The following is a 24,951-nucleotide window of genomic DNA, read 5'->3' on the forward strand; positions in this document are numbered from 1 at the left end:
CCGATGTTTCCCTCTTCTTATCCACCCGATCGGTCTCTGGAGGGCACATGACCCACATCTCGCTGAAGGTGGACGGCACGACCTACGAGGACGACGTGGAACCCCGTCTCCTTCTGATCCACTACCTGCGCGACCGGCTCGGCCTGACCGGCACCCCGATCGGCTGCGACACCACGAACTGCGGGACCTGCACCGTCGACCTCGACGGCGAGAGCGTCAAGAGCTGCTCGGTGCTGGCCGTCCAGGCGGACGGGGGCGAGGTGACCACCGTGCAGGGACTCGCCACCGACGGGGAGTGGACCGACCTGCAGAAGGCGTTCCACGAGGGGCACGCCCTGCAGTGCGGCTACTGCACCCCGGGCATGATCATGGCGGCGCGCGATCTGCTGCGTGAGCACCCGCACCCCACGCCCGACGAGGTGCGGCACGGCCTGGAGGGCAACCTCTGCCGCTGCACCGGCTACCAGAACATCGTGCAGGCCGTCCTGGCCGCCTCCGAAGAGGAGGTCACGACATGACCGAGACGGTGCAGCGGGAGGTCGGCCGCGCCCGGCCCCGCAAGGAGGACGCCCACCTGATCACCGGCCAGACCACCTGGACGGACAACATCGGCGTCAACGGACTGCTGCACTTCGCGCTCCTGCGCAGCCCGATGGCCCACGCCCGCATCGAGCGCGTCGACGTCTCCCCCGCCCTCGAACGCCCGGGCGTCATCGCCGCGTTCAGCGGCGCCGACCTCGCTGAGGGCCTCGGCTCGATGCCCTGTGTGTGGCCGGTGACCGAGGACATCGTGATGCCCGACCACCCGCCGATCGCCGTCGACGAGGTGCGCCACGCGGGCGACGCGGTCGCGGTCGTCGTGGCCCGCGACCGGTACGCCGCCGCCGACGCGCTGGAGGCGATCGAGGTCGACTACGAGCCGCTGCCCCCGGTGCTCGACCTGGAGGCCGCGCTGGAGCCGGACAGCCCGCTGGTGCACGCCGACAAGGGCACCAACCGCTGCTACACCTGGCCGCTGAAGACGGGGGAGGACTTCGACTCCGTACGGCGACGGGCCGAGGTGACCCTCAAGCGCCGCTACCACCAGCAGCGGCTGATCCCCAACGCCTTGGAGCCCCGCGCGGTCGTCGTCACCCCGATCGCGGCCTCCGGCGAGTACACGCTGTACTCCTCGACCCAGATCCCACACATCGTGCGCGTCCTGATGTCCATGGTCACCGGGATCCCCGAGAACAAGATCCGGGTCATCGCCCCGGACGTGGGCGGCGGCTTCGGCTCGAAGCTCCAGGTGTACGCCGAGGAGGCCATCGCCCTCACGGTCGCCCGGCGCCTCGGCCGGCCGGTGAAGTGGACCGAGTCCCGCTCCGAGGGCTACCTGGCGACCCACCACGGGCGCGGCATGATCCAGGACATCGAGATCGCCGCGAACCGCGACGGCAAGGTGCTCGGCCTCAAGGTCGACCTGCTGGCCGACATGGGCGCCTATCTGATGCTGATCACGCCGGGCATCCCGCTGCTCGGGGCGTTCATGTACCCGGGCATCTACAAGATGGACGCCTACGATTTCACCTGCACGGGCGTCTTCACGACGAGGACGCCGACCGACGCCTACCGCGGCGCCGGACGCCCCGAGGCGACGTTCGCCATCGAGCGGACCATGGACGAGCTGGCCGTCGAACTCGGCCTGGACCCGGTCGAGTTGCGGCGCCGGAACTGGATCCGGCACGAGGAGTTCCCACACACCACGATCGCGGGTCTGACCTACGACAGCGGCAACTACGAGGCGGCGACGGCGAAGGCTCTGGAGCTGTTCGACTACGACAAGCTCCGCGCCGAACAGGCCGACCGCAACGAGCGGGCGGACACCGTACGGCTCGGCATCGGCGTCTCGACGTACACCGAGATGTGCGGCATCGCACCGAGCCGGATCCTCAAGGATCTGCGGTACGCGGCGGGCGGCTGGGAGGCGGCGAGCATCCGCATGCTGCCCACCGGCAAGGTCGAGGTGGTCACCGGCACCAGCCCGCACGGGCAGGGCCACGCGACCTGCTGGAGCCAGATCGCCGCCGATGTGCTCGGCGTCCCCTTCGACGACGTCGAGGTGGTGCACGGCGACACCAGGGCGGTCCCGCAGGGCATGGACACCTACGGCTCGCGGTCGCTGGTGATCGGCGGGATGGCCGTGCACCACGCGGCGGAGAAGGTGGTCGACAAGGCCCGCAAGGTGGCCGCCCATCTGCTGGAGGCGAGCGAACAGGACCTGGACTTCGCGAACGGCGTCTTCTCGGTGAAGGGCTCCCCGGAGGCACGGAAGACCATTCAGGAGGTCGCCTTCGAGACGTTCTCCTCGCACGACCTGCCCGACGGCATGGAGCCCACCATCAACGCCGAGCACCTGCTCGACCCGGACAACTTCTCCTTCCCGCACGGCACCCACCTGTGCGCGGTCGAGGTCGACACGGAGACCGGACGGACCCACATCCGCTCGTACGTCTGCGTCGACGACATCGGCCGGGTCATCAACCCGATGATCGTCGAGGGGCAGGTGCACGGCGGGCTGGCGCAGGGCATCGCGCAGGCGCTGTACGAGGAGGCCGTGTACGACGAGGAGGGCAACCTCGTCTCCGGCACGATGGCCGACTACCTGGTGCCGTCGGCGCCGGACCTGCCCGAGTTCGTGACGGACCGGACCGAGACGCCGTCGACGTCGAACGCCCTGGGCGTCAAGGGAGTCGGCGAGGCCGGGACGATCGCCTCGACGCCCGCCGTCGTCAACGCGGTCCTGGACGCGCTTCGGCCCCTGGGCGTGACGGACATCCGGATGCCCTGCACGCCCGAGCGGGTCTGGCAGGCGCTGAGGTCAGGAAGCGAGGCACGGTCATGATCCCTCCGGCATTCGACTACGCCCGTCCGACGAGCGTCGCCGAGGCGGTCCGCGCGCTCGTCGAAGGCGGTGAGGACGCCAAGGTGCTGGCCGGCGGGCAGAGCCTGCTGCCGCTGCTGAGGATGCGGCTGGCCTTTCCCGAGGTGCTCGTGGACGTCGGACGCGTCCCCGAGCTGCGCGGGGTGCGCGAGGACGACGGCACCCTCGTCATCGGCGCCATGACCACCCACCACCATGTGCTCCACGACCCGCTGGTCCGCCGCCACGCCGGTCTGCTGGCCGCCGCCACGGCCACGGTCGCGGATCCCGCGGTACGGCACCGGGGCACCCTCGGCGGCTCGCTCGCGCACGGCGATCCGGCCGGGGACCTGCCCGCGGTGGTGCTGGCCCTGGACGGCGAGCTGGTGGCGGTCGGCCCCCGAGGCCGGCGCGTCATCCCGGCCGGTGAGTTCTTCGTCGACTACCTCCAGACCGCGCTGGCTCCCGACGAGCTCCTGGTGGAGGTGCGGGTGCCCAAGACGGACGGCTGGGGCTTCAAGTACGAGAAGTTCCACCAGGTCGCCCAGGCGTGGCCGATCGTCGGGGTGGCCGCCCTGGTGCGCCGGGACGACGGGCGGATCGCGGAGGCCCGGGTCGGGCTGTCCAACATGGGCAGCACGCCCGTGCGCGCGGCCTCGACCGAGGAGGCGCTGTCCGGCGCCTTGGATCCGGACGCCGTGGCACAGGCCGCCGGGGAGGCGGCGCAGGGCACCCAGCCCTCGCAGGACCTCTCGGCCTCCCCCGAGTACCGGGCCCATCTGGCCCGGGTGCTCACCAAGCGGGCGGTGCTGGCGGCCGCCGGGATGGGGTGAGCGGCGATCACCGGGATGGACGGCCCGGAGCAGGTGCGGGCCCGCCTGGAGGAGACGGGGTACCTCGTCGACGACGGGCTGGCCATCGCCTGCTTCCTGGCCCTGCGGCTGGGCCGGCCGCTGTTCTGCGAGGGCGACGCGGGCGTCGGCAAGACCGCGCTCGCGTCCGCCCTCGCCGAGGCGCAGGGCGCCCCGCTGATCCGGTTGCAGTGCCATGAGGGCATCGACGCCTCGCAGGCCCTGTACGACTGGGACTTCCCGCGTCAGCTGCTGCATCTGCGGGCGGCCGAGGCAGCCGGTGTCACCGATGCCGACCGGTTGGAGAGCGAGCTGTACGACCGGCGTTTCCTGGTGGCCCGGCCCCTGCTCAAGGCGCTGCAGACGCAGCCGTCGGTGCTGCTGGTCGACGAGATCGACCGCGCCGACGACGAGTTCGAGGCGTTCCTGCTGGAGCTGCTGTCGGAGTTCTCGGTCACCATCCCGGAGCTCGGCACGCTGCGGGCCGAGACACCGCCGGTGGTCGTGCTGACCTCCAACCGCACCCGCGAGGTGCACGACGCGCTGAAGCGGCGGTGCCTGTACCACTGGTTCGACCATCCCGACTTCGCCCGCGAACTGGCCATCGTCCGGCGGCGGTTGCCGCATGTGTCGGCGCGGCTGGCCGAGCAGGTGACCGCCCTGGTGCAGCGGCTGCGCGGCCACGACCTGCTCAAGCCGCCGGGGGTCGCCGAGACGATCGACTGGGCCGAGGCCCTGGACGCGCTGGGCGCGAGCGAGGTCGACGCGGAGCTGGCGACGGCGACGCTGGGGTCGGTGCTGAAGTACCGGGAGGACGCCGAGCGGGCGCGGGGGCTGGACTTCGCGGCGGTGCTCGCGGCGCGAGGGGCGTGACGGCGCCGTGCTCGCCGGGGACGCAGCCCTCCTCGGATTCGCCCGTGCCCTGCGTGCGGCGGGCATAGACGCGAGTACCGAGCGGGTGCACACCTTCCTGTGCGCGGTGGACGTGCTGCGGCCGGGGATCCGGGCCGACGTGTACTGGGCGGGGCGGCTGACGCTGTGCGGCAACCGGGACGACCTGGAGCGGTACGAGCGGGTCTTCGCGGCCTGCTTCGGGGGCGGAGAGCCGGTCGGGCGGAGGGTGGCCCCGGCGCCCGCGCCTCGGCTGCGGCTGGTCATGCGGGATGCGGGCGCCGACCGCCGTACTCCTGGACCAGCCGACCCCACAGCCCCTCCCGCCGCCTCCCTCGCCAGCTCCGCCGAGGTCCTGCGCCACCGCGACATCGCCGAGCTGGACCCGGCCGAGCGCGAGCAGGTGCGCCGGCTGCTGACCGCCTTCGCGCTGCGCGGCGAGACGAGGCGCTCCGCACGCAGGCGGCCGCACCGGCGCGGGGACGTCGATCCGCACCGCACCGTGCGGGAACTGCTCCGCCACGGCGGTGAGCCCGCGCTGCTGCGGCGGCACGCCCGCACCGAGCTGCCTCGCCGGGTCGTGCTGCTCGTGGACGTCAGCGGCTCCATGTCGCCGTACGCCGACGCGCTGCTGCGCTTCGCGCACGCCGCCTCGCGAGGCGGCCGCACGGAGGTGTTCACGATCGGCACCCGCCTGACCCGGGTCACGCGGGAGCTGTCGCACCGGGACCCGGACCTGGCGATGGCGGCGGTCGCGGCGGCGGTGCCGGACTGGCGCGGGGGCACTCGGCTGGGTGAGCTGCTGCGGGCGTTCCTGGACCGCTGGGGGCAGCGCGGCATGGCGCGCGGTGCGATCGTGGTGGTGCTGTCCGACGGCTGGGAGCGGGGCGATCCGGAGCTGCTCGGGTCCCAGATGCGCCGCCTGAACCGGCTGGCGCACCGGGTGATCTGGGCCAACCCGCGCAAGGCCCGCCCCGGTTACGCGCCCCTGGCGGCCGGAATGGCGGCGGCGCTGCCGAGCGTGGACGCGTTCGTCGAGGGGCACAGCCTTGCGGCGCTGGAGCGGCTGGCGGGTGTGGTGAGGGGGTCGGACGGTGCGTGACCCCACTGCCGACGCCCAGGCCGCCGACAACCCGATCAGCGAATTCGACGTCACCCTCGGGAACACGCGCTGATCCCCGCCCCGGTCCCGCCGCACCGGGGGCGAGTCTTGTCCCGCGCTCAGTCCTTGTAGCCGCCGCCCTCGACAACGTCCCTCGCGAAGATCTGGGACTTCGCCAGCGCGTCATCGACCGACTGCCGGCCGGCGATCGCCGAGGAGAGTTCCGAGGAGACCCGATTGCCGAGGCCGGCGTACTCCGGGATGCCGATGTACGACATCCCGACCCACGGCTGCTCGTGCATGCCGGGGCGTGTGGGGTCCACGGCCTCGAGTGCGTCCAGCGTCGGTTGGGCGAACGCCTTGGTGGCTTTCCGGTACTCGGGCAACCGGTAGGTGGACAGTCGGCTGCCTGGTGGCACGCGGACCCAGCCGAGTCTCTCGCCGTAGAGCTTCAGGTAGCGCTTGGACGTCGCCCAGGAGACGAACTCCCGCGCGACCTTCGGCTCCTTCGCCGTGATGGGGATCGCCAGCGACCAGGCCCACAGCCACCCTGAATTCGGTGTGCTCACGACCGGGGCCGGGGCGTAGCCGAGCCGGCCGGCGACCTTGCTGGTCTTCGGATCCTCGAGACTGCCGGCCAGGGCGGTGCTGTCGTACCACATGGCCGCCTTGCCCTGCCGCATCGTTGTCTGGCACTCGACGGGCCCGGACTCGGCAGCCCGGGGTTGGCCGTGGCGGCGGACCAGGTCCACGTAGAACCGCACCGCCTTCTTCGTCTCGGGAGCGGTGAGTTGTGGATTCCAGTCCTCGTCGTACCAGCGACCTCCGAAGGTCAGGATCACCGTGTTCAAAGGCATTAGCAGGTTTCCCCAGCCCGTACCGCCGCGCAGGCAGATCCCTGCGATGCCGTTCTCCGGGTCGTGGAGCTTCGCCGCCAGGCGGGCGACCTGCCGCCAGCTCGGGCGCTTCGGCATCGTCAGGTCTGCCTGCGCGAACAGGTCCTTGCGATACATCAGGAAGGACGACTCGCCGTAGTACGGCACCGCGTACTGGCCACCGTTGTACGACAGCGCCTCGCGCACCGTGGGAATGAAGTCCCGCATGTCGTGGTCGCCCTGGCCCGCGTAGCCGTCGAGTCGGGTCAGCCAGCCCCTTGAAGCCCAGATCGGTGCCTCGTACGGGCCGATGGCGACGACGTCGTAGTGGCCGGCCTCGGTGGCGATGTCCTTCGGCACCCGGGCCCGCAGCGTGTTCTCGGGCAGGAACACGAAGTTCACGTGCGTGTCGGGGTGATCCTCCTCGAAGTCGTCGACGAGCTTGTCCATGTTGCGCATGAAATCGACGACCGCCACCGTGACCGTCGTCCGTTTCTCGTCCGCGGAACCCCCGGCACAAGCGGCCGGGCCGAGGAGGATCAGGGCCGTCAAAATTCCCGACAACGCCTTCTTCACTCCGGTAGTTGCTCCGAGCTCGCGAACGAAACGTAGTCGGACACGTTCAGGAGACAGCCCGGAACCCGGTCCGCCGTTGACTCTCCGAAGTAGGTGCTGACCTGCTTCTCGTCCTTGGCAGGAACCCCCATTCCTTTCGTGAGAGCGACCGTCCAGGGTTTCGGCGGGATCGAGTTGCTGTCCTGGAGGGGGTAGTCCAGCGCGACGATCAGGGACAGGAAGACCCCGATGAAGAGCGACAGCAGGCCGGTGATGGCCACGTGGTCGATCAGTCTGACCCCGACGAGCCCCCAGGTCGCCGCAATGGTCACGGCCGCGCCGAGGAAGAGAACGACGTAGAGAACAGGCAGCAGGCCGATCTCCACCTCGCCCTGCCGCTCGCGACGAAGGTTGTTGTAATCGTTGAAGGCTTCAAGGGTGACGGACTGGGCATTGGATTCCTGGGTATTTCGAGGCTCGTAGAACATCAGCGACTCGAACACGGCGTCCAGCCTGCCCTGGTCCTCCTCGATCTCGCCCTCCTTCTGCTTCGGCCAGACGTCGTCGATCACGTTCTCGGCGTAATTCCGTATCTGCGACTGGAGTCTGCACCGACGGCTGTTGGGAAAGGACTGAGCGGCGCGATAGACGGTGGTGAGCTGTGACGCCTCCTGATTGACCAGCCTTTTCACCTCCACGTAGTGGTCGTACGCGCCAACGGCGACCAGCCCGACCAGCAAGGCGCAGAAGACCCCCACGACCTCGACCAGGAAGGTGACACGCTCGTCGTGTTCCGGATCGCCCTCGAACCGCCGACGAACCAAGGGACGCGCGAGCAGGCCGCATAAACCGAAAGCAAGAAATCCTCCGGCCAACACCACAGCCTGAGCCCACGTCGGTACCTGCGAGAACCCACCCGCCCCCATGACACAGAGATGCCCCGGCCCCGCTTCAGCTACGCCGACAAAGGCCGCGACGAACCGTGCGGCAGCCGCCCAATGTCCAATTCCGCGAATGGATTTGCGAGACACGAATGAAGGTAAGGCCGTCAAACAGTGGCACCGTCGGCCTCGTCGAAGATCGACCGTTGCCCGCCTGGTGGCGGCCGTCGCGACCAACAGGCAGGCGCTCGGCATCCGGGGACGCTCTACACCCCGCAGGCCCGGACGAACGCGTCGGCCAGTTCGGCGGGGCGGGTGAAGAGGGCCTCGTGGCTGCCGGGGGTCTCGATCATCAGCGGGTTCTTCAGGCGCTGGGGGAAGCGCTCGGCCCAGTGCCACTCGCCGGGGAGGGAGAGGTCCTCCTCGGACAGGACGTACGCGGTCGGTATGTCCAGCGCGTAGAACGCGCTCGTGTCCGGCCTCTCCGTGAAGGTGCCGAGCGGCTGCGGCACGAGAAGGGAGTGGACGATCCGCTGTGTCTCCTCGTCGGCGTCCTGCATGAACGCCTGCTGGAACACCTCGAACGGGAAGGTCACCGCGTTGTTGCCGGAAGCAGCCGCCACGGCGCGGAACATCTCACCGTAGTGCGGCGGGCACGCGTCGATCAGAGACTCGCCGTCGTTGGGGACGAACGCGCTCCAGAAGACCAGCCGACGCAGCCGGGAGGCCAGCCGGGGCGCCGCACCCACCAGCACGTAGCCGCCCCAGCTGTGGCCGACGAGCGTGATGTCCGTCAGACCAGCGCGTTCGACGTACTCCACGACGCTGTTCACACAGTCGGTCAGGGTCACGTCGCGCGGGTCGTCGCCCTCGCCCAGTCCGGCCGGCGTGGGGGTGTGCACTTCATGCCCGGCGGCCCGCAGCTCGTTCGCGACGGGGCGCCAGGCCCATCCTCCGTGGCAGGCTCCGGGCACCAGGACGAAGGTCTCGCTCATGCCGATCTCCTTTGATCGTTTGCTCGTTGACAACCACTCGGTCATATCCAGCGAGGGAGCTTGGGCAGCTCGCCGCGCAGTTCTTCGGTGCCGCCGCGGCCGGTCAGCCAGGCGGCGAGCGCGTACGGCGGTCCGGTGACCGTGACCGTCGCGGCGGGAGTCACGGGCGTGCCGAGTACGACGGTGCCGTGGCCGTCCGCCGTGAGCTCGGCCCCGGTGTCCGCCCCCACCCGGGCCGACATCCACCCGGCCACATCGCGCACGAGGGCCCACGCCAGGTCGGGCGGCAGTACGTCCATGCCGACGCCGACGCGCAGGTCGACCAGGTGGATCCACACCTCGCGAGCCCGCAGCCACGGCACCTCGGACGCCGGGATCTCGCGGCCAAGCCCGCTGAGGACGGTGGCCGACCACGCCTCGTCCGACATCGCCTCGGCGGCCTCGGTGAAACGGGCGGCGGACTCCCGTACGTCCGCCCGCTGTTCGGCCAGGGCCCGCCCCGCGCCCGCCTCGATGTCCGTGCCGCGCTGGTCCGGCGAGGCGTACATCGGCGTACGGATTCCCGTCCGGGCCCAGGTCAGCAGGTTGACCAGGGCGTCGGCGTTGCGGGCGACGTGGGTGAGGAGGTGGCCGCGGGTCCAGCCGGGGAGGGCGGACGGCTCGGTGACCGCCTCGGCGGGCAGCGCGTCGACCGCTTCCTGCAGTCGGCGCTGCCCGTCCGCGACCCAGTCGAGGACCTTCACGCCTTGTCCTCGACGACGGTGTTGACGCACTCCCCGACGCCCTCGATCACCGTCCGCACGACCTGACCGGGCTTCAGGAACACCTTGGGGTCACGGGCCGCACCGACCCCACCCGGGGTGCCGGTGAGGATGAGGTCGCCCGGTTCCAGGGTCGTGAACGTGCTGAGGTAGGCGGCGATACGGGCCGGGGTGAAGAGCAGGTCGGAGGTGCGCGAGCGCTGCATGACCTCGCCGTCCACCTCCAGGCGGATCTCCAGGTCGGCCGCGTCGTCGATCTCGTCGCCGGTCACCAGCCAGGGGCCGGCCGGGGTGCTGGCCTCCCACGCCTTGCCCTGCAGCCACTGCGGGGTGCGCCACTGCCAGTCCCGCATGGAGATGTCGTTGACGACGGTGTATCCGGCGATCGCGGCCGCCGCCTCCGCCTCGGTGGACCGGCGGGGCAGCCGGGAGCCGATGACGAAGCCCAGTTCGGCCTCCCAGTCCAGCTCTTGTGTCTCGCCCGGGTGGACGATGTCGTCGCGCGCGCCGAGCAGGACGTTGGCGAACTTGCCGAAGAGGGCGGGGTAGGACGGCATCTCGCGGCCCATCTCCGCGATGTGGGTGCGGTAGTTGTGGCCCACGCAGAAGATCTTGGACGGGGTCGTGACGACCGGGGCGAGGGCGAGAGCCGCCACGTCGTGCGCCGGGCCGTCGGCGGCGGTCGCGTCCGTACGCCAGTCGGGGCGGCGCAGCAGGGCGGCGACGTCGGAGACGCCGGTCTCCACGGCGCGGTCGCCGTCGAGGCGCACGGCCGCCGTGCCGTCGACGGTGCGGATGGTGGCGAGCTTCATACGCGGGGGCTCCCGGTCGTTTCGGTGCGGGCGAGGTTCAGCGCCTCGTAGAGGGGCGCGTCGTTGAAGGTGAACAGGTCGAGCTCGGTGTGCGCGGCGATGGTCAGGGCGCACCAGGAGGGGACGGCGATCAGGTCGCCGGCGGACACCTCGATCACGCGGTCGTCGAGGGTGACGGTGCCGCTGCCGCGGAACACCTGCCAGACCGAGGAGCCGACGGTGCGGCGAGTGGCGGTGGCCGTGCGCGGGCGCAGCCGGTGCATCTCGGTGCGCAGGCTGGCGAGGGCGTCGCGGCCGGTGGCGGGGTTGGTGAAGCGGATGCCGGCGTGGCCGGGCTCGATGACGCCCGCGTACCCCTCGTCCTCCAGCTCCAGCTGGGCGGTGAGGGCGTCGTCGGTGTCGGCCCAACGGTAGGCCATCAGCGGGGAGTTGGGGCTCTCCTCGGCCGCCATCGGGCGCAGCCCGGGGTGGCCCCACAGCCGCTCGTTGCGCGACCGGCTCGGGGTCGACCGGTCCGACACCCCGTTCTCGCCGAATTCGAAGAACCCGGCGTCGAGGCGGTGCACGAGGGGGATGTCGAGGCCGTCCAGCCAGACCATCGGCGCGTCGCCGACATGGTGGTGGCCGTGCCAGTGCATCGACGGGGTGAGCAGCAGGTCGCCGGGGCGCATCTCGACCGCGTCGCCGTTGACGACCGTCCACACGCCCTCGCCCTCCAGGATGAAGCGAAAGGCGCCCTGCGAGTGGCGGTGCGCGGGAGCGACCTCGCGCGGGCCGAGGTACTGGATCGCCGCCCAGAGGTTGGGAGTCGCGTACGGCCGCCCGGGCAGCCCCGGGTTGGCGAGCGCGATCGCCCTGCGCTCACCGCCCCGCCCGACCGGCACCAGGTCACCGGACCGGCGGGCCAGCGGCAGCAGGGTGTCCCACTGCCAGACGTGCGGTACGGCCTCGGGCTGCGGGGTGAGCGCCATGAGGTTGCCGATCTCGGTCCACAGCGGGATGAGCCCGGCCGCCGCGAAGCCGTCGTACAGCTCCCGGAGTTCGGGGTCCGTCTCCTGCGGGGCGATGACGGAGACGCTGGTCACTGACTCAGTGGTCATCGGGGTTTCCTTCGGCGTCGAGGCGGCGCGCGATGTCGGCGCGCAGGGCCTTCTTGTCGATCTTTCCGACCTTGGTGGCGGCGAGTTCCGGGACGGTCACCAGCCGGTCCGGGAACTTGAAGCGGGCGATGCCCGAGTCCTCCATGAGGTGGTGGATGTCGTCGAGGGTGACCGTGTGGCCCGGTTCAGGGACGACGTAGAGACAGACACGCTCGCCGAGCGCGGCGTCGGGCATGGCCACGGCGGCGGCGCGGGCGACGCCCGGGGTCTGGTAGGCGAAGTTCTCGATCTCCTCGGCGGAGATGTTCTCCCCGCCCCGGATGATCATGTCCTTGTCGCGGCCCTCGACGACGAGGTTGCCGTCGGGCAGCAGCCGCACGATGTCGCCGGTGCGGTACCAGCCGTCCTCGGTGAACGCGCGGGCGTTCTGTTCCTCGGCGCGGTAGTAACCGCGTGGCGTGTACGGGCCGCGCGTGAGCAGTACGCCCGGCATCCCTTCCGGGACCGGGTTGCCCAACTCGTCGACCACGAGGAGCTCGTCGTCCTCGCACATGGGCCGCCCCTGCGTCGTACAGATGACGTCCTCGGGGTCGTCCAGGCGCGTGTAGTTGAGCAGTCCCTCGGCCATGCCGAACACCTGCTGGAGCGTGCAGCCCAGTTCGGGGCGGACGCGGCGGGCGACGTGGTCGGCGAGCCGGGAGCCGCCGACCTGGAGGAGGCGCAGCGAACTCAGGTCGGCGCCCGGATGTTCGCGGTGGTGGTCCAGCCAGCGCTGGGCGATGGCCGGGACCAGGGCGGAGGCGGTGACGCCCTCCTGCTCGATCAGTGCGAACGCCTTCTTCGGATTCGGGGAACCCAGGACGACGCGGCCGCCGTGCAGCAGCGTGCCCAGCAGGCCCGGGCAGGCGAGCGGGAAGTTGTGCCCGAGCGGGAGGGCGGCGAAGTAGACGGTGTCCGGGCCGAGTTCGCAGACCTCGGCGCTGCGGCGCGCGTTGTAGAGGTAGTCGTCATGCGTACGGGCGATGAGCTTGGGCAGTCCGGTGGTGCCGCCGGAGAGCAGGAAGACGGCGATGGACCGGCTGTCGGGCCGGTAGGCGTCCACGGCCGCCCGCACGTGGCCCCCCTGGTCGGCGTCCTCGGTGTCGGGCGCGGCGCACAACTCCCGCAGGTCCACGGCACCGTCGCCGACCTTGTCGCCCAGCACGAGGACGTGCTCAAGAGTTGACGAGGCGTCAGCGACCTCGAAGGCCATCTCCTGATGGTCGTGGCCCTTCAGGAGGTCCGGCACCGCGAGGGCCACCGCCTCGCTGTGCTCGACGAGATACCCGATCTCGTGTCTGCGGTGGCCCGGCAGCGCCATGACGGGGATGACACCGAGGCGCAGGCACCCGTACACGAGGATCACGAACTCGACGGAGTTGGGCAGTTGCACCACGAGCCGGTCGTCCGGGCGCAGGCCCAGCGCGGCCAGGCGCAGGGCCGCGGCGTCGGCGCGCTCGGCGAGTTGGCGGTAGGTCAGCCGCCGGTCGCCGTCGACGAGGGCGACGGTGTCGGGCGCCCGGTCGGCGGCGGCATGGAGACGATCGCCGAGGGCGATGCCCTCCCAGTAGCCCTGCGCGGTGTAGCGCTCCGCTTGGTCCGCGGGCCAGGGCACAGCGCCGTTGCTGCTAGGCCTGGGCATGGTCGTTCTCCTCAGCAGGTGGAGCGGTGGGCACGATCACGGCGTCCAGCGCGATCAGCCCGTCGGGGGTGAGCCGCAGGGGGTTGATCTCGATCTCGGCGGTGTCCGGACTCGCTGCCAGGGCGGCGGCGAGGGCAGCCGTGACCTGGCCGAACTCGGCCCGGTCGAGCACCGGTCCGCCGCGCCAGCCGTCGAGCAGGGCGCGGGCGGCCAGGTCGTCGGGCATCCCGGCGGCCTCGGCCTCGGACAGCGGGGCGAGCCGGATCGCCACGTCGGCGAGCGCCTCGGCTGCGGTGCCGCCCAGCCCCACCAGCACGACCGGCCCGAACACGGGGTCCCGTCGCACGCCGAGCACCAGATCGACGCCGGCCGGGGCCATGGCCTCCACCAGGTAGCGGTGGTCGGGGCCGATGGCGTCCAGCGCCGCGTCGAGTTCGTCGGCGGTGCGCACGCCCAGGTGGACTCCGCCGACCTCCGTCTTGTGGAGGATCGCGGCGTCGAGCACCTTGACCGCGACCGGCCCGCCGAGCAGACGCAGGGCGTAGTGGGCGTCGGCACGGGAGTCGCAGGCGACGCGCTTCGGGGTGCGCAGGCCCAGCCCCGCGAGGAACGTCTTGGCGGCGTCCTCGTCCAGCGGACCGGGCGGCACGGTGGCGGCCGGCTCCAGCACAGGCCCCTCGTCCCGCAGGGCCCGCTGCCGGGCATACGTCACCAGGGCCCGTACGGCGTTGGCGGCGGAGGCAGGTCCGGTGAGTGCCGGAATCCCCGCCTTGTGCAACCGCGCCCGCTGCTCGGCGACATCCTCCGGGAGGCCTCCGATGACCACCACGGCCGGGGAATCCGTGCCGAGTCCGGCGTCCTGGGCGGCGGAGGCGAGGTCGACGCTGTCGGGTTCGGTCAGGGCGTAGACGGCGAGCAGATCCACCGCCGGGTCCGCGGCCGTGGTGGCGAGCACGCGGGCGAAGGTCTCGCCGGGCCGGCCGGTGTCGACCGGGTTGCGCTGATAGGTCATCGGGGGCAGCAGCTCGCTCAGCGCGCCCTGGGTGGTCGCGGCCAGCTCCGGCATCCGGATGCCGTCGGTGCCCGCGCGGTCCGCGAGCAGCAGGCCCGGTCCGGCCTGGGCGGTCACGATGCCGAGTCCCGGGTCGAGGTGGGGCCGCAGCTGGACGCGGGAGAGCGCGGTGAGCGCGTCCACCAGTTCCCGCTCATCATCGACGACCACCGCCCCGGCCTGCCGCAGCGCGGCGCGCGTCGTACGCCAGGAGGTGGCGAGCGCGCCGGTGTGCGACCGGGCGAAGTCACCGACGTCGCTGCGGCCGACGACCAGGGCGACGACCGGCTTGACGGCAGCCACCCGCCGTACGGCCGCCACGAGCCTCGGCCCGTCCGGGACGGTCTCCAGGTGCAGGGCGACAGCTGTCGTACGAGCGTCCTGCGCGAGGTGCTCCAGAACGTCCGCGGCACTCACGTCGAGGCCCGCGCCGATGCCGACGCCGAGGCTGATGCCGTTCCCGGCGGCCACCAGGTCGAAGGAGAGCGCGTGGTTGACGCCGCCACTGGCCGCGACCACGGCGATCTCGCCGGCCGGGAGCTGCCCGGCCGCGGGCACGAAGCTGGCCGTCAGGCCCAGTTCGGGCGCGAAAAAGCCGGAGGTGTTGGGGCCGAGCAGCCGGATTCCCGTCTCCCGGGCGACGCGGCGCAGCGCCTCCGCGTGCACCTCACCCTCCGGGCCCGCCTCGCCGAACCCGCCGGCGCAGACCAGCGCGGCACAGCAGTCGGCGGCGGCCGCTTCGGCGAGGGCGTCCGCGCAGCCGGAGGCCGGTACGCACAGCACGGCCAGGTCGAGCCGGCCGTCGGTGTGCGCGGCGGCTTCGGCGACCGAGGCGTACACGCCCGCGCCGGGTTCGGGGCGACGGGCGTTGACGAGGGCTCGCGCGCCGGGGAACACGGCCAGAGAACGGGCCATGGCGGCGCCGAGCTTGCCGGGCTGCCGCGAGGCGCCGATCACGACGACGCCCTCCGGTGCGAACAGCGGGGTCAGGTCCGAGGTCATGACTGCTCGCCTCCCACCAGGTCGGCGCGCCCGGAGAGCAGCAGCGTCTCGGCGCGGTCGTCGTCCATCCCGTCCTCCACGATCAGCGCGGGCACGCCGTGCACCAGCCGGGCCTGTTCGGCGAGCAGCGACCGGGTGAGCGGGGTTCCGTCGTGTACGGCGACCAGCTCGGGCGAGGTCTCACCGGTCGCCGCACCGGCCAACTCCTCGTACCCCATGGAGAGTTGAGTTTCGGAGTCGGGCGCTGTGAGCCACAGGCACCCGGATCCCTCGCCGCGCAGCCCCGCGAGCTCCGCCGCGGTCAGCCGCCGTCCGCCGAACTCCCGCTCACCGAGCCGCAGCGGCGTGTCCAGGGGGTCCCGGCCTTCGTGCGCGGCCCGCCAGTCCCGTACGACCGTCTCGACGAACTCTGGGTCGCGGCGGGCGATCCGCTCCTTGCCGATGCTGCGGGAGATGAAGTGGAAGGCGAACTGGGTCGGCCCGAACGCGTCGTGGTAGCGCCCGAAGTGCTCCCACCAGGACAGACTCGGCCGGGCGGAGCCCTGGATCTTCTCCACAGAGGGCCGCCGGGCCGCCTCGTACGCCTCCAACGCGCTCGGCAGGTCGGCACGGTGGGCGAGGAGGCTGTCGGCGAGGGCGACGGCGTCCTCCATGGCCATCTTCGTGCCGGAGCCGACGGAGAAGTGCGCGGTGTGGGCGGCGTCGCCGAGCAGGACGACGTTGCCGCTGTGCCAGCGGTGGGCGCGCCGGGTACGGAAGTTGCCCCAGCGTGAGTTGTTGACCAGCAGTTCGTGCCCGTCGATCTGTTCGGCGAAGAGCTTCTCCAGGTAGTGCCTGGTCTTCTCGTCGCTGGGGCCGGGCGGCTGCGCGGTGTCGAACTCGTCGAGCCCTGCCCGCCGCCAGGACTCCTCGTCCGTCTCCACGATGAAGGTGCTGACGCTGTCGCTGATCGGGTAGGCGTGCACGGCGAAGGTGCCGTGCGGGCCGTGCTCGTGCACGAAGGTGAGGCCGTCGAAGAGGTAGTCGGTGCCGAACCAGATGAACTTCGCGGTCGCGACCTCCACCTCCGGCACGAGCACGTCGGCGAGACGGTCGCGGAAGCGGGAGTTCGCACCGTCGGCGGCCACGATCAGGTCGTAGTCGGCCAGTTGTGCCGGATCCGCAGGGACCTCGTGGCTGAACCGGATGTCCACGCCGAGCTCCGCCGCCCGCTGGTGCAGCAGCTGGAGCAGGGTCTTGCGGGTGATGGCGGCCATGCCGTTGCCACCGCACCTGATCCGCTGCCCCTTCAGCCGGACCTCGATGTCGTCCCAGTGCCGGCCGTATTCGGCGAGAGCCGTGCGCAGCACGGGGTCCGCCGCGTGGATGGCGGCCAGGGTGGCGTCCGAGAACACCACGCCGAAGCCGAAGGTGTCCTCCGGGCGGTTCCGCTCGAAGACCGTCACCTCGACCGACGGATCGGCCTGCTTGATGAGCGCCGCGAAGAACAGCCCGCCGGGGCCGCCTCCCACGCAAGCGATCCGAGAAACCATGGTTCCTGCCTCCACATCGAGTACAGGCCCAGACTCAGGCCCGCGAGCATCCTGTGTCAATAGATACACGGGCGTCAATGATTTGTTGCACATCGACGAGGCGTACACGACCAGGAATCACAGCAGGCCTGGGGTTTTCCCGTTCGGGCAGCTCATCCTCGCGACGGCCGTCCGTGTGACATAGTCGGTTCCGTGAAGCCTCGATCGATCGTCTTCGACCTGTTCGGCGACTACGTCCGCTATCGCGGCGGCGACGCCCGCCTGCGCACTCTCAGCACCCTGATGGGCTGCTTCGGTGTCGGCGAGAGCACCGTGCGGGTGGTCCTCGCCCGGCTGCGCAAGGAGGGCTGGTTCGACGTCCGGCGCGACGGCAGGGAGACGCTCTACGCGCTCAACAAGCGCAGCCTCCAGCTCCTCGACGAGGGCCGCTCACGCATCTTCGACCGGGCGCCGGCCGACTGGGACCGGCACTGGTACATGGTCATCTACTCGGTCCCGGAGACCGAGCGGGGCGTACGCGACCGCATCCGCAAGGACTTGGCCTGGCTGGGCTTCGGCCCGCTGGCACCGTCGACGTACGTCTCCCCGCACGACCGTATCCAGCAGGTCCGGGAGAAGTTCGCGGACGAGCCCGCCGTGCGCCTGGACACCCTGCGCTGCCAGTCCGGCGGGCTGCCGGTCGACCGCGACATGGCGACGCGCAGCTGGGACCTCGACGCCCTCAACGAGGACTACCGGGAACTGCTGCGCACCTATCGCAGCCGTATGCCGTCCTACCGGGCCGGGCATCTCAGCCCGGAGGAGGCCCTGGTCGAGCGCATGCGGCTGACGTACGACTACCGCAAGTTCCCCTTCCGCGACCCCGACCTGCCGACCGAGCTCCTCCCGGCGGGCTGGGTGGGCCACGAGGCGCACGAGATGTTCCTGGAGGCCCACGAGATCCTCGGCCCGGCGGCCGAGTCCTACTACGACGAGGTGGCCGGCACCCGCCCCAGCGCTCAGAAGTAGGCGTCCGGCGCTACGAGAGGTGCCCGAGTTCGTGCGACGCCGCGGTCACCGTGCTGTGCAGTTCGCGGGTGACCTCGGCGAGGTGGTCCGGGGTGCCGAGGCTCTCGGGCAGGACGACGGAGACGGCGAGCGGCAGCGGGTCGCCGGCCGCGAAGACCGGGGCGGCGACGGAGATGATGCCCGGGATGACACCGCTGTGCGTCACGACATGGCCCTGCTCGCGGACCTGGTCCCGCACGGCCGCGAGGCGCTCGCCCGTCCACTCCGCCTCCCTGCCGTGCAGTTCGCCGCTGAGCACCTCGTCGGTGAGGCTCTCGGGCAGGTGGGCGAGGAAGACCTGGCCGACCGATGAGGTGAGCAGGGGAAGTGTGGCGCCGACCCGTACCGTCAGGGGCAGCGGGCGCGTGCCGTAGGCCCAGCTGACCACGATCGGACCACGGTCTCCCCAGACGGCGAGGTTCACCGAGTGGCCGGTGCGGTCGCGCAGCCGCATCGCGTGGCCGCCTGCCACGGCCACCTCGTTGGTGCGGCGCAGCGCTTCGGCGCCCATGCGGCGCATCGCGGCCCCGAAGTCGTAGAGGCCCGACGCGGGATCCTGCGAGGTCAGGCCGATACGGCCGAGGCTGACGAGGTAGCGGTGCACCTTGCTGGGCTGCATCCCGCTGGCCTGCGCGATGGCCGACAGGCTCAGCGCGCCGCCGCCGCTCTCCAAGGCCAGCAGAACCCGCATCGCGGTCTCGACGGACTGGATCCCCTGACGCTCGCCGTTCTCGTGGGGGTCAGTCGTGGTCACGGCGCGGTCCCTTTCCTGCCGGTCGATGAGCGCGTTCAGCCTATCGGCGCGACGGCCCGGACTGTTCGCGGAAACCGATCTTACATTCACTATTGCGGAACGCGTTACGTTCTGGTGAACTGCGACAGCGGTGGTACTCACCGCCCCCCGGCTGCTCCCGCCGTACCGACGGACTGTCTCGCAGCCGGCCTCTGAGCCGCTTTCTGACTGCGCGTACGCCTGCGCTTCCCGAACGCCCTGGTCCCTCACATCCCGCCGGGCATCTCACCTCGACTGCACACGATCCACCGAGGAGAACTCCGCAATGAAGCTGATCGGCCTCGAAGAGCACTTCGTGACCCCGGAACTGGTGGGCCATGGCACCTCGACCGCCTCCATCGCCCAGCCCCGAGCATGGGCCGAGGCCTCCCGGCGGCTCCTCGACCTCACCGAGGAACGCCTCGACGACATGGACGCCGCCGGCCTGGACATGCAGGTGCTGTCGCTCAACTCCCCCGGCATCCAGGCGGAGAAGGACCCGCGGGCCGCCGTCCACCAGGCGGCCACGGTCAACGACTTCCTCGCCGGTGTCATCGCCGAGCACCCCGACCGCTTCGCGGGATTCGGCGCCCTGCCGCTCCAGGACCCCGAGGCCGCCGCCGACGAGCTGGAACGGGCGGTCACCCAGCTCGGCCTGCGCGGCGCCCTCGTCAACGCGCACACCCACGGCAGGTACCTCGACGACCCGGAGCTGCGCGTCGTCTGGGAGCGCGCCGAGCACCTCGACGTACCGCTCTATCTGCACCCGGCGAACGGCGTCGACACCGCGCATGTGTTCTCGGGCCACCCCGAACTCGTCGGACCGATGTGGAGCTGGGGCGTCGACACGGCCACCCACGTCCTGCGGCTGATCTTCGGCGGCGTCTTCGACGACTTCCCGAACGCCAAGCTGCTGCTCGGCCACATGGGAGAGGGACTGCCCTTCGTGATGTGGCGCATGGACTCGCGCTGGGAGTTCCACGCGCACCACGGCATCGAGCTCAGGCGCGGCCGTCCCTCGGAGTACATCCGGCACAACCTCTACATCACGACCAGCGGCGTCTGCTCCCCCGCGCCGCTGCTCACCGCCCTGCTCTCGATGGGTGCCGACCACATCCTCTTCGGCACCGACTACCCCTTCGAGGACATCGACACCGCCACGAAGTTCCTGCGTGACGCGCCGATCAGCGACGCCGACCGGCGCAAGATCGGCCACCTGAACGCCGAGAAGCTCCTCGGCCTCGCCCCAACCCCCGCGCCCGCGTACGCCGGTGTCTGAACGGAAGGGCATGCCCATGTACGACGTCGCCGTCATCGGGTACGGGCCCGTGGGCATGGTCACGGCGGCACTGCTCGGTCAGGCAGGCCACGACGTGATCGTGCTGGAGCGCTACCCCACCCTCTACAACCTTCCGCGCGCCGCCATCTTCGACGACGAGACGATGCGGACGTTCGACCGCCTCGGCCTCGCACAGGCACTGCTGCCCACGTTGCACGTCCAACGGAACTACGAATGGCGCAACGGCGCGGGCGAGTTGCTCATCGAGCACGACTTCGCGGCCGTCGGCGGCCAGGGCTGGGCGGAGTGGTACATGATGTACCAGCCGTACCTGGAGGACGCCCTCGACGGTCTGGTCCGCGGTCTCGGCAACGTGGAGATCCGGATGGACTCCCGGGTCACCGCACTGCACGGCACGCACGACGGCGTGGACATCCAGGTCGAGGGGGCCGACGACGTCGTCTCCGCCCGGTACGTCGTGGCCTGCGACGGCGGCAACAGCTTCACCCGGGCGTGGCTCGGCGTCGGGCAGGAGGACTACGGGTTCTCCGAGCCGTGGATGGTGTGCGACTTCCAGCTGACCGGTGACGGTCCCGGTGCCGCGGACATCCCCAAGGCCCGTCAGGTCTGCGACCCCGAGCAGCCGATCTCGATCATCTCGCTGGGTCCCCGCCACCACCGGTTCAGCTTCATGCTCGACTCGGCGGACTCCTTCCCCGTCGAGCGGGAGCCAGACCGGGTGTGGGCGCGGGTCGCCGCGTACGTCGACCGGAGCCGGGCCGACCTCATCCGCGTCGCCACCTACACGTTCCGCTCGCTCGTCGCGGAGCACTGGCGCAGCGGCCGGGTTCTGCTCGCCGGGGATGCGGCCCACCAGATGCCGCCGTTCCTCGGGCAGGGCATGTGCTCGGGCATCCGCGACGCCCAGAACCTCGCCTTCAAGCTCGACGCCGTCCTGCGCGGCGCCGACGACGCGCTCCTCGACACGTACCAGAGCGAACGCGAGCCGCATGTCCGGGCCATCATCGCCAAGGGCATCGAACTGGGACGGGTGCAGACCACCCGCGACCCGATCGCCGCCGCCGAGCGGGACGCCCGGCTGATCGCCCAGCGCAAGGCGAACGGGCGCCCCGACAAAATGCGCTTCCCGGGTCTCGGCCCGGGCCTGCACGACGCATCTGCGCAGGCCGGGCAGCTGATGCCGCAGGGCCGGGTGGAGTCGCACGGGACCGAGGGGCTCTTCGACGCCGTGGTCGGCCGCGGATTCGTCCTCCTCGTCGACGGCCTCGCCGGCGCCTCGCTCGACGCCCCGACCGCCGAACTCGCCGGCCGGCTCGGTGTCGGTGTCCACCACCTCACCGATCGCCGGCTCACCGCGGAGGGGATCACCGACGTCGGCGGCGTCTACGGGCGCTGGTTCGACGAGACCGACCGAGCCGCCGTTCTGTGGCGGCCCGACTTCTACATCCTCGGCACCGTGGACGCGTTGTCCGACGTCCCGGCGCTCCTGAAGACACTTGCCAACGCAGTCGAGCCGGTACAGGCTCCTGCCACCCTCGGAGAAGGGATCCGGCCATGACCGCACCGTCCGCCATACGCCCGGCCGTCCGCAGAGTGCCCGCGACCACGTTCATGCTGGTCGCCGCCTGGGTCGTCGCCTCCCTCGAGGGCTACGACCTCGCCGTGTACGGCGTCACCGTCCCCGCGATCCTGGGCGACCCCTCGCTCGGCATCGACAAGGCGGAGGCAGGCACCATCGGTTCGCTCGTCGGCATCGGCATGCTGATCGGCGCCGCCTTCGCCGGAGCCTTCGTCCACCGCACCGGACCGCGCCGGCTCCTGCTCGCCGGGACCGTCGTGTTCTCGGTGGGGATGGCGGTCTGCACGGTCGCGAGCGGTGTCCCGTCCTTCGGCGCCGGACGCCTCGTCGTCGGCCTGGGCCTGGGTGTCGTCCTGCCGACGATCAACGCGTTCGTCGCCGACCTCAGCGAGCCGGGCCGCCGCAGTCGCAACGTCGCCCTCATCATGAGCGGCTACGCGGCCGGTGCCCTGCTCTCCCCGCTGCTCGGCACCGCGCTGCTCCCCGATGTGTCGTACCGCTGGCTGTACGTGATCGGTGTGGTGCCGGTGTTCCTGGCCATTCCGCTCCTGCTCAAGCTCCCGGAGAGCCCCTTCCACCTCAGCCGTACCGGCCGGACGGCCGAGGCGAGAGAGATCGAGGAGCGGCTCGGCCTCGCCCCGTCGGACGCGGCGCCGACGTCGGACCCGGGCCGCTGGCTGGGCCTCGGCTCGCTGCTGACGGGCGGTCTCGCGGTCTCCACCGTGCTCTTCTGGGCCATGTCCTTCTGCGGACTCCTGCTCGTCTTCGGCATCAGCACCTGGCTGCCCAGCATCATGCAGGCCGCGGGCTTCTCCCTGGGGTCAGCACTGCTGCAGACGGCGGCGATGTGGCTGGGAGTCGGCGTCGGTGCCATCGTCGGCGGCCGGATCGCGGACGCGCTCGGCGCCAAGCGGGTCGTGGTCGTCGCGTTCCTGGTGGGCACCCTGAGTCTGATCGCGATGAGCCTGCGCCCGCCGACCGCCGTCATGTTCGTGCTGATGTTCATCAGCGGATTCGGGTTCATCGGCTCGCAGATCCTCGGCAACGCGTTCATCGTGACCCGGTACCCGGACGCGGTGCGCGGCAACGGCCTCGCCTGGGCTCTGTCGATCGGCCGGTTCGGCGCGATCGTCGGCCCGTCCCTGGGGGCGTTCGTCCTCAGCTCCGGCGCCGACATCGAGTGGGCCTTCTACGCCTTCGCCGTGCCCGCTCTCCTCGGGGCGTTCGCGGCGGGCGCCGTGCCCCGGGCCCGGGCGGCGGTGCCGGCGTGACCGCGGCGACCTCGGCCGGCCCGTCGCCGGTCGTCTACGAGTCGTGGGGCCAGCGGGTCGTCTTCGGCTCCGGCACCGCCCGCGAGGACGTGGCGGCCGAGGTCGCCGGGCTCGGCGCGAGCCGGGTCCTGGTGATCGCGGCCGACGGGGAGCGCGCCCTGGCCGAGGACATCTGCGAGGACGTCCCCGTCGTGGCGGTCTTCGGCGAGGTCAGGCCCCATGTGCCGGTCGAGGTTGCCGAGGCCGTACGCGCCGCCGCCCGCGAGCACGCCGCCGACCTGCTGCTGAGCGTCGGCGGCGGCTCGACCACGGGCACCGCCAAGGCGGCGGCGCTCACCACCGGGCTGCCGATCCTCGCCGTCCCCACCACGTACGCCGGCTCCGAGGCGACCCCCGTCTGGGGCCTGACCGAGAACGGCCACAAGCGCACCGGCACCGACCCGAAGGTGCTCCCCCGTGTGGTCGTCTACGACGCCACGCTGATGCTGTCCCTGCCGACCCGCCTGTCGGTCACGTCGGGGCTCAACGCGCTCGCCCACTGCGTCGACGCGTGGTGGGCGCCCCGCCACAACCCGATCAGCTCCGCTCTGGCGGTCGAGGGCGTCCGGTCGCTGGCATCGTCGCTGCCGCGCATCGTCGCCGACGGCCAGGACGTCGCCGCCCGCCGGGACATCCTCTTCGGCACCTACCTCGGGGCGGTCGCCTTCGCCGGGGCCGGTTCCGGGCTGCATCACAAGGTGTGCCACGTCCTCGGCGGGGCGTACGACCTCGAACACGCGGCCCTGCACTCCGTGGTCCTGCCGCACGTGGTCGGCCTCAACCTGCCCGCGGCACCGCAAGCGGCCCGCCACCTCGGGGCGGCGCTCGGCGACGGCACCGACCCGTTCGCGGCGCTGCTCGACCTCTACGCGAGGCTCGAACCCCCCTCTTCGCTCGGCGAGTTGGGCCTCGCCGAGCAGGAGCTCGACCGAGCCACCGACCTGGTCATGACGCAGGTGCCGGACTCCAACCCGCGCCGGGTGACCCGCCACCAGATGCGCGAGCTGCTGGGACGCGCGTGCCGCGGCGACACCCCCGTCCTTGTCCCTCTCACCGCGCTCGACACGAAAGCACACCGATGACTGAACAGGCACTCACCGACAAGGTCGTCGCGAGCTTCGACACCGCGAAGGACGACCGGTTCCGTGAACTGATCCAGGCACTCGTACGGCACGCCCACGCCTTCGTACGCGAGACCCGGCTCACCGACGGGGAATGGTCCGCGGCGATCGACTTCCTGACGGCGGCCGGTCACATCACGTCCGAGACCCGTCAGGAGTTCGTCCTGCTCTCGGACGTCCTCGGCATCTCCATGCTCACCGTCGCGGTGAACGAGCCGGGCCTCGGCGAGGCGGACGAGGCGACACAGTCCACGGTCCTCGGTCCGTTCTTCGTCCAGGACTCCCCCGAGATCGAGTTGGGCGGCGACATCGCGGGCGGCGCGGGCGGCGAGCCGTCCTGGGTGAGCGGCCGGGTCACCGACACCGCCGGCAAGCCGGTCGCCGGGGCCCGCATCGAGGTGTGGGAGGCCGACGACGACGGCATGTACGACGTCCAGTACGACCACGGCACCCTCGCCGGGCGCGCGCACCTGTACACCGACGCCGAGGGCCGCTACCGGTTCTGGGCGCTCACCCCCACGCCGTACCCGATCCCCCACGACGGCCCCGTCGGGCGGCTCCTCCAGTACGCCGGCCGCTCCCCGATGCGGGCACCGCACCTGCACTTCAAGGTGACGGCACCCGGCTTCCACCCCCTCATCACGCACATCTTCGTCGCGGACGACCCCTACCTCGACAGCGACTCGGTCTTCGGCGTCAAGGACTCGCTCATCCGTCCCTTCACCCGTCACGATGCCGGAACGCCGACACCGGACGGCCGCGAGCCGGAGGGCTCCTGGACCTCGGCGAGCTTCGATATCGCCCTCAAGAAGGAGTAGGAGCCAAGGGCAC

At 71.4% G+C, this 24,951-nt stretch carries 21 protein-coding genes; 11 read left to right on the top strand and 10 right to left on the bottom strand.

Annotated features, from left to right (window positions below):
• Window positions 1–47: 47 nt before the first annotated feature.
• The 5 genes from ACIA8X_RS29605 to ACIA8X_RS29625 are packed head-to-tail and all read left to right on the top strand — an operon-like array spanning window position 48 to window position 5,746.
• On the top strand, window positions 48–518 hold the full coding sequence (locus ACIA8X_RS29605) for a (2Fe-2S)-binding protein (RefSeq protein WP_393446848.1): 471 nt from the start codon (window positions 48–50) through the stop codon (window positions 516–518).
• Window positions 515–2,884 carry a xanthine dehydrogenase family protein molybdopterin-binding subunit gene (locus ACIA8X_RS29610; RefSeq protein WP_393446849.1) on the top strand — a complete coding sequence of 790 codons (2,370 nt, stop codon included), beginning with the start codon at window positions 515–517 and terminating at the stop codon, window positions 2,882–2,884. Before ACIA8X_RS29605 ends, ACIA8X_RS29610 begins: the two co-directional genes overlap by 4 nt.
• Complete coding sequence (locus tag ACIA8X_RS29615; RefSeq protein ID WP_393446851.1) at window positions 2,881–3,735, top strand: FAD binding domain-containing protein; 855 nt, start codon at window positions 2,881–2,883, stop codon at window positions 3,733–3,735. Before ACIA8X_RS29610 ends, ACIA8X_RS29615 begins: the two co-directional genes overlap by 4 nt.
• A 15-nt stretch (window positions 3,736–3,750) precedes the next feature.
• The gene (locus ACIA8X_RS29620) at window positions 3,751–4,626 is read left to right on the top strand and encodes an AAA family ATPase (protein WP_393446853.1); all 876 of its coding nucleotides are present in this window, start codon (window positions 3,751–3,753) and stop codon (window positions 4,624–4,626) included.
• 7 nt (window positions 4,627–4,633) lie between these two features.
• Complete coding sequence (locus ACIA8X_RS29625) at window positions 4,634–5,746, top strand: VWA domain-containing protein (protein ID WP_393446855.1); 1,113 nt, start codon at window positions 4,634–4,636, stop codon at window positions 5,744–5,746.
• Window positions 5,747–5,865: 119 nt separating this feature from the next.
• Here ACIA8X_RS29625 and ACIA8X_RS29630 read toward each other — a convergent pair whose 3' ends face one another.
• From ACIA8X_RS29630 to ACIA8X_RS29670, 9 genes are all read right to left on the bottom strand, one after another.
• Window positions 5,866–7,197, bottom strand: a complete 1,332-nt coding sequence (locus ACIA8X_RS29630) for an ABC transporter substrate-binding protein (RefSeq protein WP_393446857.1) — start codon at window positions 7,195–7,197, stop codon at window positions 5,866–5,868.
• A complete protein-coding gene (locus ACIA8X_RS29635; protein WP_393446859.1) occupies window positions 7,194–8,207 on the bottom strand; it encodes a DUF4239 domain-containing protein in 1,014 nt (337 codons plus the stop codon). Before ACIA8X_RS29635 ends, ACIA8X_RS29630 begins: the two co-directional genes overlap by 4 nt.
• 116 nt (window positions 8,208–8,323) lie before the next feature.
• Window positions 8,324–9,052: an alpha/beta fold hydrolase gene (locus ACIA8X_RS29640; RefSeq protein WP_393446861.1), complete on the bottom strand. Its 729-nt coding sequence runs from the start codon at window positions 9,050–9,052 to the stop codon at window positions 8,324–8,326.
• Window positions 9,053–9,093: 41 nt separating this feature from the next.
• Window positions 9,094–9,795 carry a maleylpyruvate isomerase family mycothiol-dependent enzyme gene (locus ACIA8X_RS29645; protein WP_393446863.1) on the bottom strand — a complete coding sequence of 234 codons (702 nt, stop codon included), beginning with the start codon at window positions 9,793–9,795 and terminating at the stop codon, window positions 9,094–9,096.
• Window positions 9,792–10,625 (bottom strand): fumarylacetoacetate hydrolase family protein, encoded by an 834-nt coding sequence (locus ACIA8X_RS29650; RefSeq protein ID WP_393446865.1) that lies wholly within the window; start codon window positions 10,623–10,625, stop codon window positions 9,792–9,794. The genes ACIA8X_RS29645 and ACIA8X_RS29650 overlap by 4 nt, the downstream gene beginning before the upstream one ends.
• Window positions 10,622–11,725 (bottom strand): cupin domain-containing protein, encoded by a 1,104-nt coding sequence (locus tag ACIA8X_RS29655; protein ID WP_393446867.1) that lies wholly within the window; start codon window positions 11,723–11,725, stop codon window positions 10,622–10,624. The genes ACIA8X_RS29650 and ACIA8X_RS29655 overlap by 4 nt, the downstream gene beginning before the upstream one ends.
• Window positions 11,715–13,406, bottom strand: a complete 1,692-nt coding sequence (locus ACIA8X_RS29660; RefSeq protein ID WP_399459538.1) for a (2,3-dihydroxybenzoyl)adenylate synthase — start codon at window positions 13,404–13,406, stop codon at window positions 11,715–11,717. Before ACIA8X_RS29660 ends, ACIA8X_RS29655 begins: the two co-directional genes overlap by 11 nt.
• Window positions 13,393–15,459 (bottom strand): acetate--CoA ligase family protein, encoded by a 2,067-nt coding sequence (locus ACIA8X_RS29665; protein ID WP_399459539.1) that lies wholly within the window; start codon window positions 15,457–15,459, stop codon window positions 13,393–13,395. Before ACIA8X_RS29665 ends, ACIA8X_RS29660 begins: the two co-directional genes overlap by 14 nt.
• Entirely contained in the window at window positions 15,456–16,991 is a 1,536-nt protein-coding gene (locus ACIA8X_RS29670; protein ID WP_399459540.1) for an FAD-dependent monooxygenase, read from the bottom strand. The genes ACIA8X_RS29665 and ACIA8X_RS29670 overlap by 4 nt, the downstream gene beginning before the upstream one ends.
• Window positions 16,992–17,183: 192 nt before the next feature.
• On the opposite strand from ACIA8X_RS29670, the gene ACIA8X_RS29675 reads away from it, so the two are divergent.
• Window positions 17,184–17,999 carry a PaaX family transcriptional regulator C-terminal domain-containing protein gene (locus ACIA8X_RS29675; protein ID WP_399459541.1) on the top strand — a complete coding sequence of 272 codons (816 nt, stop codon included), beginning with the start codon at window positions 17,184–17,186 and terminating at the stop codon, window positions 17,997–17,999.
• 10 nt (window positions 18,000–18,009) lie between these two features.
• On the opposite strand, the gene ACIA8X_RS29680 is transcribed toward ACIA8X_RS29675, so the two are convergent.
• Window positions 18,010–18,792, bottom strand: coding sequence for an IclR family transcriptional regulator (locus tag ACIA8X_RS29680; protein WP_399459542.1), 783 nt, complete (start codon window positions 18,790–18,792; stop codon window positions 18,010–18,012).
• 304 nt (window positions 18,793–19,096) lie between these two features.
• Here ACIA8X_RS29680 and ACIA8X_RS29685 point away from each other — a divergent pair, with 304 nt between their 5' ends.
• From ACIA8X_RS29685 to ACIA8X_RS29705, 5 genes are read left to right on the top strand one after another with little or no spacing between them, the layout of a single operon-like run.
• Window positions 19,097–20,089, top strand: coding sequence for an amidohydrolase family protein (locus ACIA8X_RS29685; RefSeq protein ID WP_399459543.1), 993 nt, complete (start codon window positions 19,097–19,099; stop codon window positions 20,087–20,089).
• Window positions 20,082–21,668: a bifunctional 3-(3-hydroxy-phenyl)propionate/3-hydroxycinnamic acid hydroxylase gene (locus tag ACIA8X_RS29690; protein WP_399459544.1), complete on the top strand. Its 1,587-nt coding sequence runs from the start codon at window positions 20,082–20,084 to the stop codon at window positions 21,666–21,668. The genes ACIA8X_RS29685 and ACIA8X_RS29690 overlap by 8 nt, the downstream gene beginning before the upstream one ends.
• Complete coding sequence (locus tag ACIA8X_RS29695) at window positions 21,665–22,960, top strand: MFS transporter (protein WP_399459545.1); 1,296 nt, start codon at window positions 21,665–21,667, stop codon at window positions 22,958–22,960. The genes ACIA8X_RS29690 and ACIA8X_RS29695 overlap by 4 nt, the downstream gene beginning before the upstream one ends.
• On the top strand, window positions 22,957–24,081 hold the full coding sequence (locus tag ACIA8X_RS29700) for a maleylacetate reductase (protein ID WP_399459546.1): 1,125 nt from the start codon (window positions 22,957–22,959) through the stop codon (window positions 24,079–24,081). The genes ACIA8X_RS29695 and ACIA8X_RS29700 overlap by 4 nt, the downstream gene beginning before the upstream one ends.
• Window positions 24,078–24,938 carry a dioxygenase gene (locus tag ACIA8X_RS29705; protein ID WP_399459547.1) on the top strand — a complete coding sequence of 287 codons (861 nt, stop codon included), beginning with the start codon at window positions 24,078–24,080 and terminating at the stop codon, window positions 24,936–24,938. Before ACIA8X_RS29700 ends, ACIA8X_RS29705 begins: the two co-directional genes overlap by 4 nt.
• Window positions 24,939–24,951: the final 13 nt, after the last annotated feature.

It is taken from the genome of Streptomyces sp. NPDC051738, from assembly GCF_044453205.1.
Classification (GTDB): Bacteria; Actinomycetota; Actinomycetes; order Streptomycetales; family Streptomycetaceae; genus Streptomyces.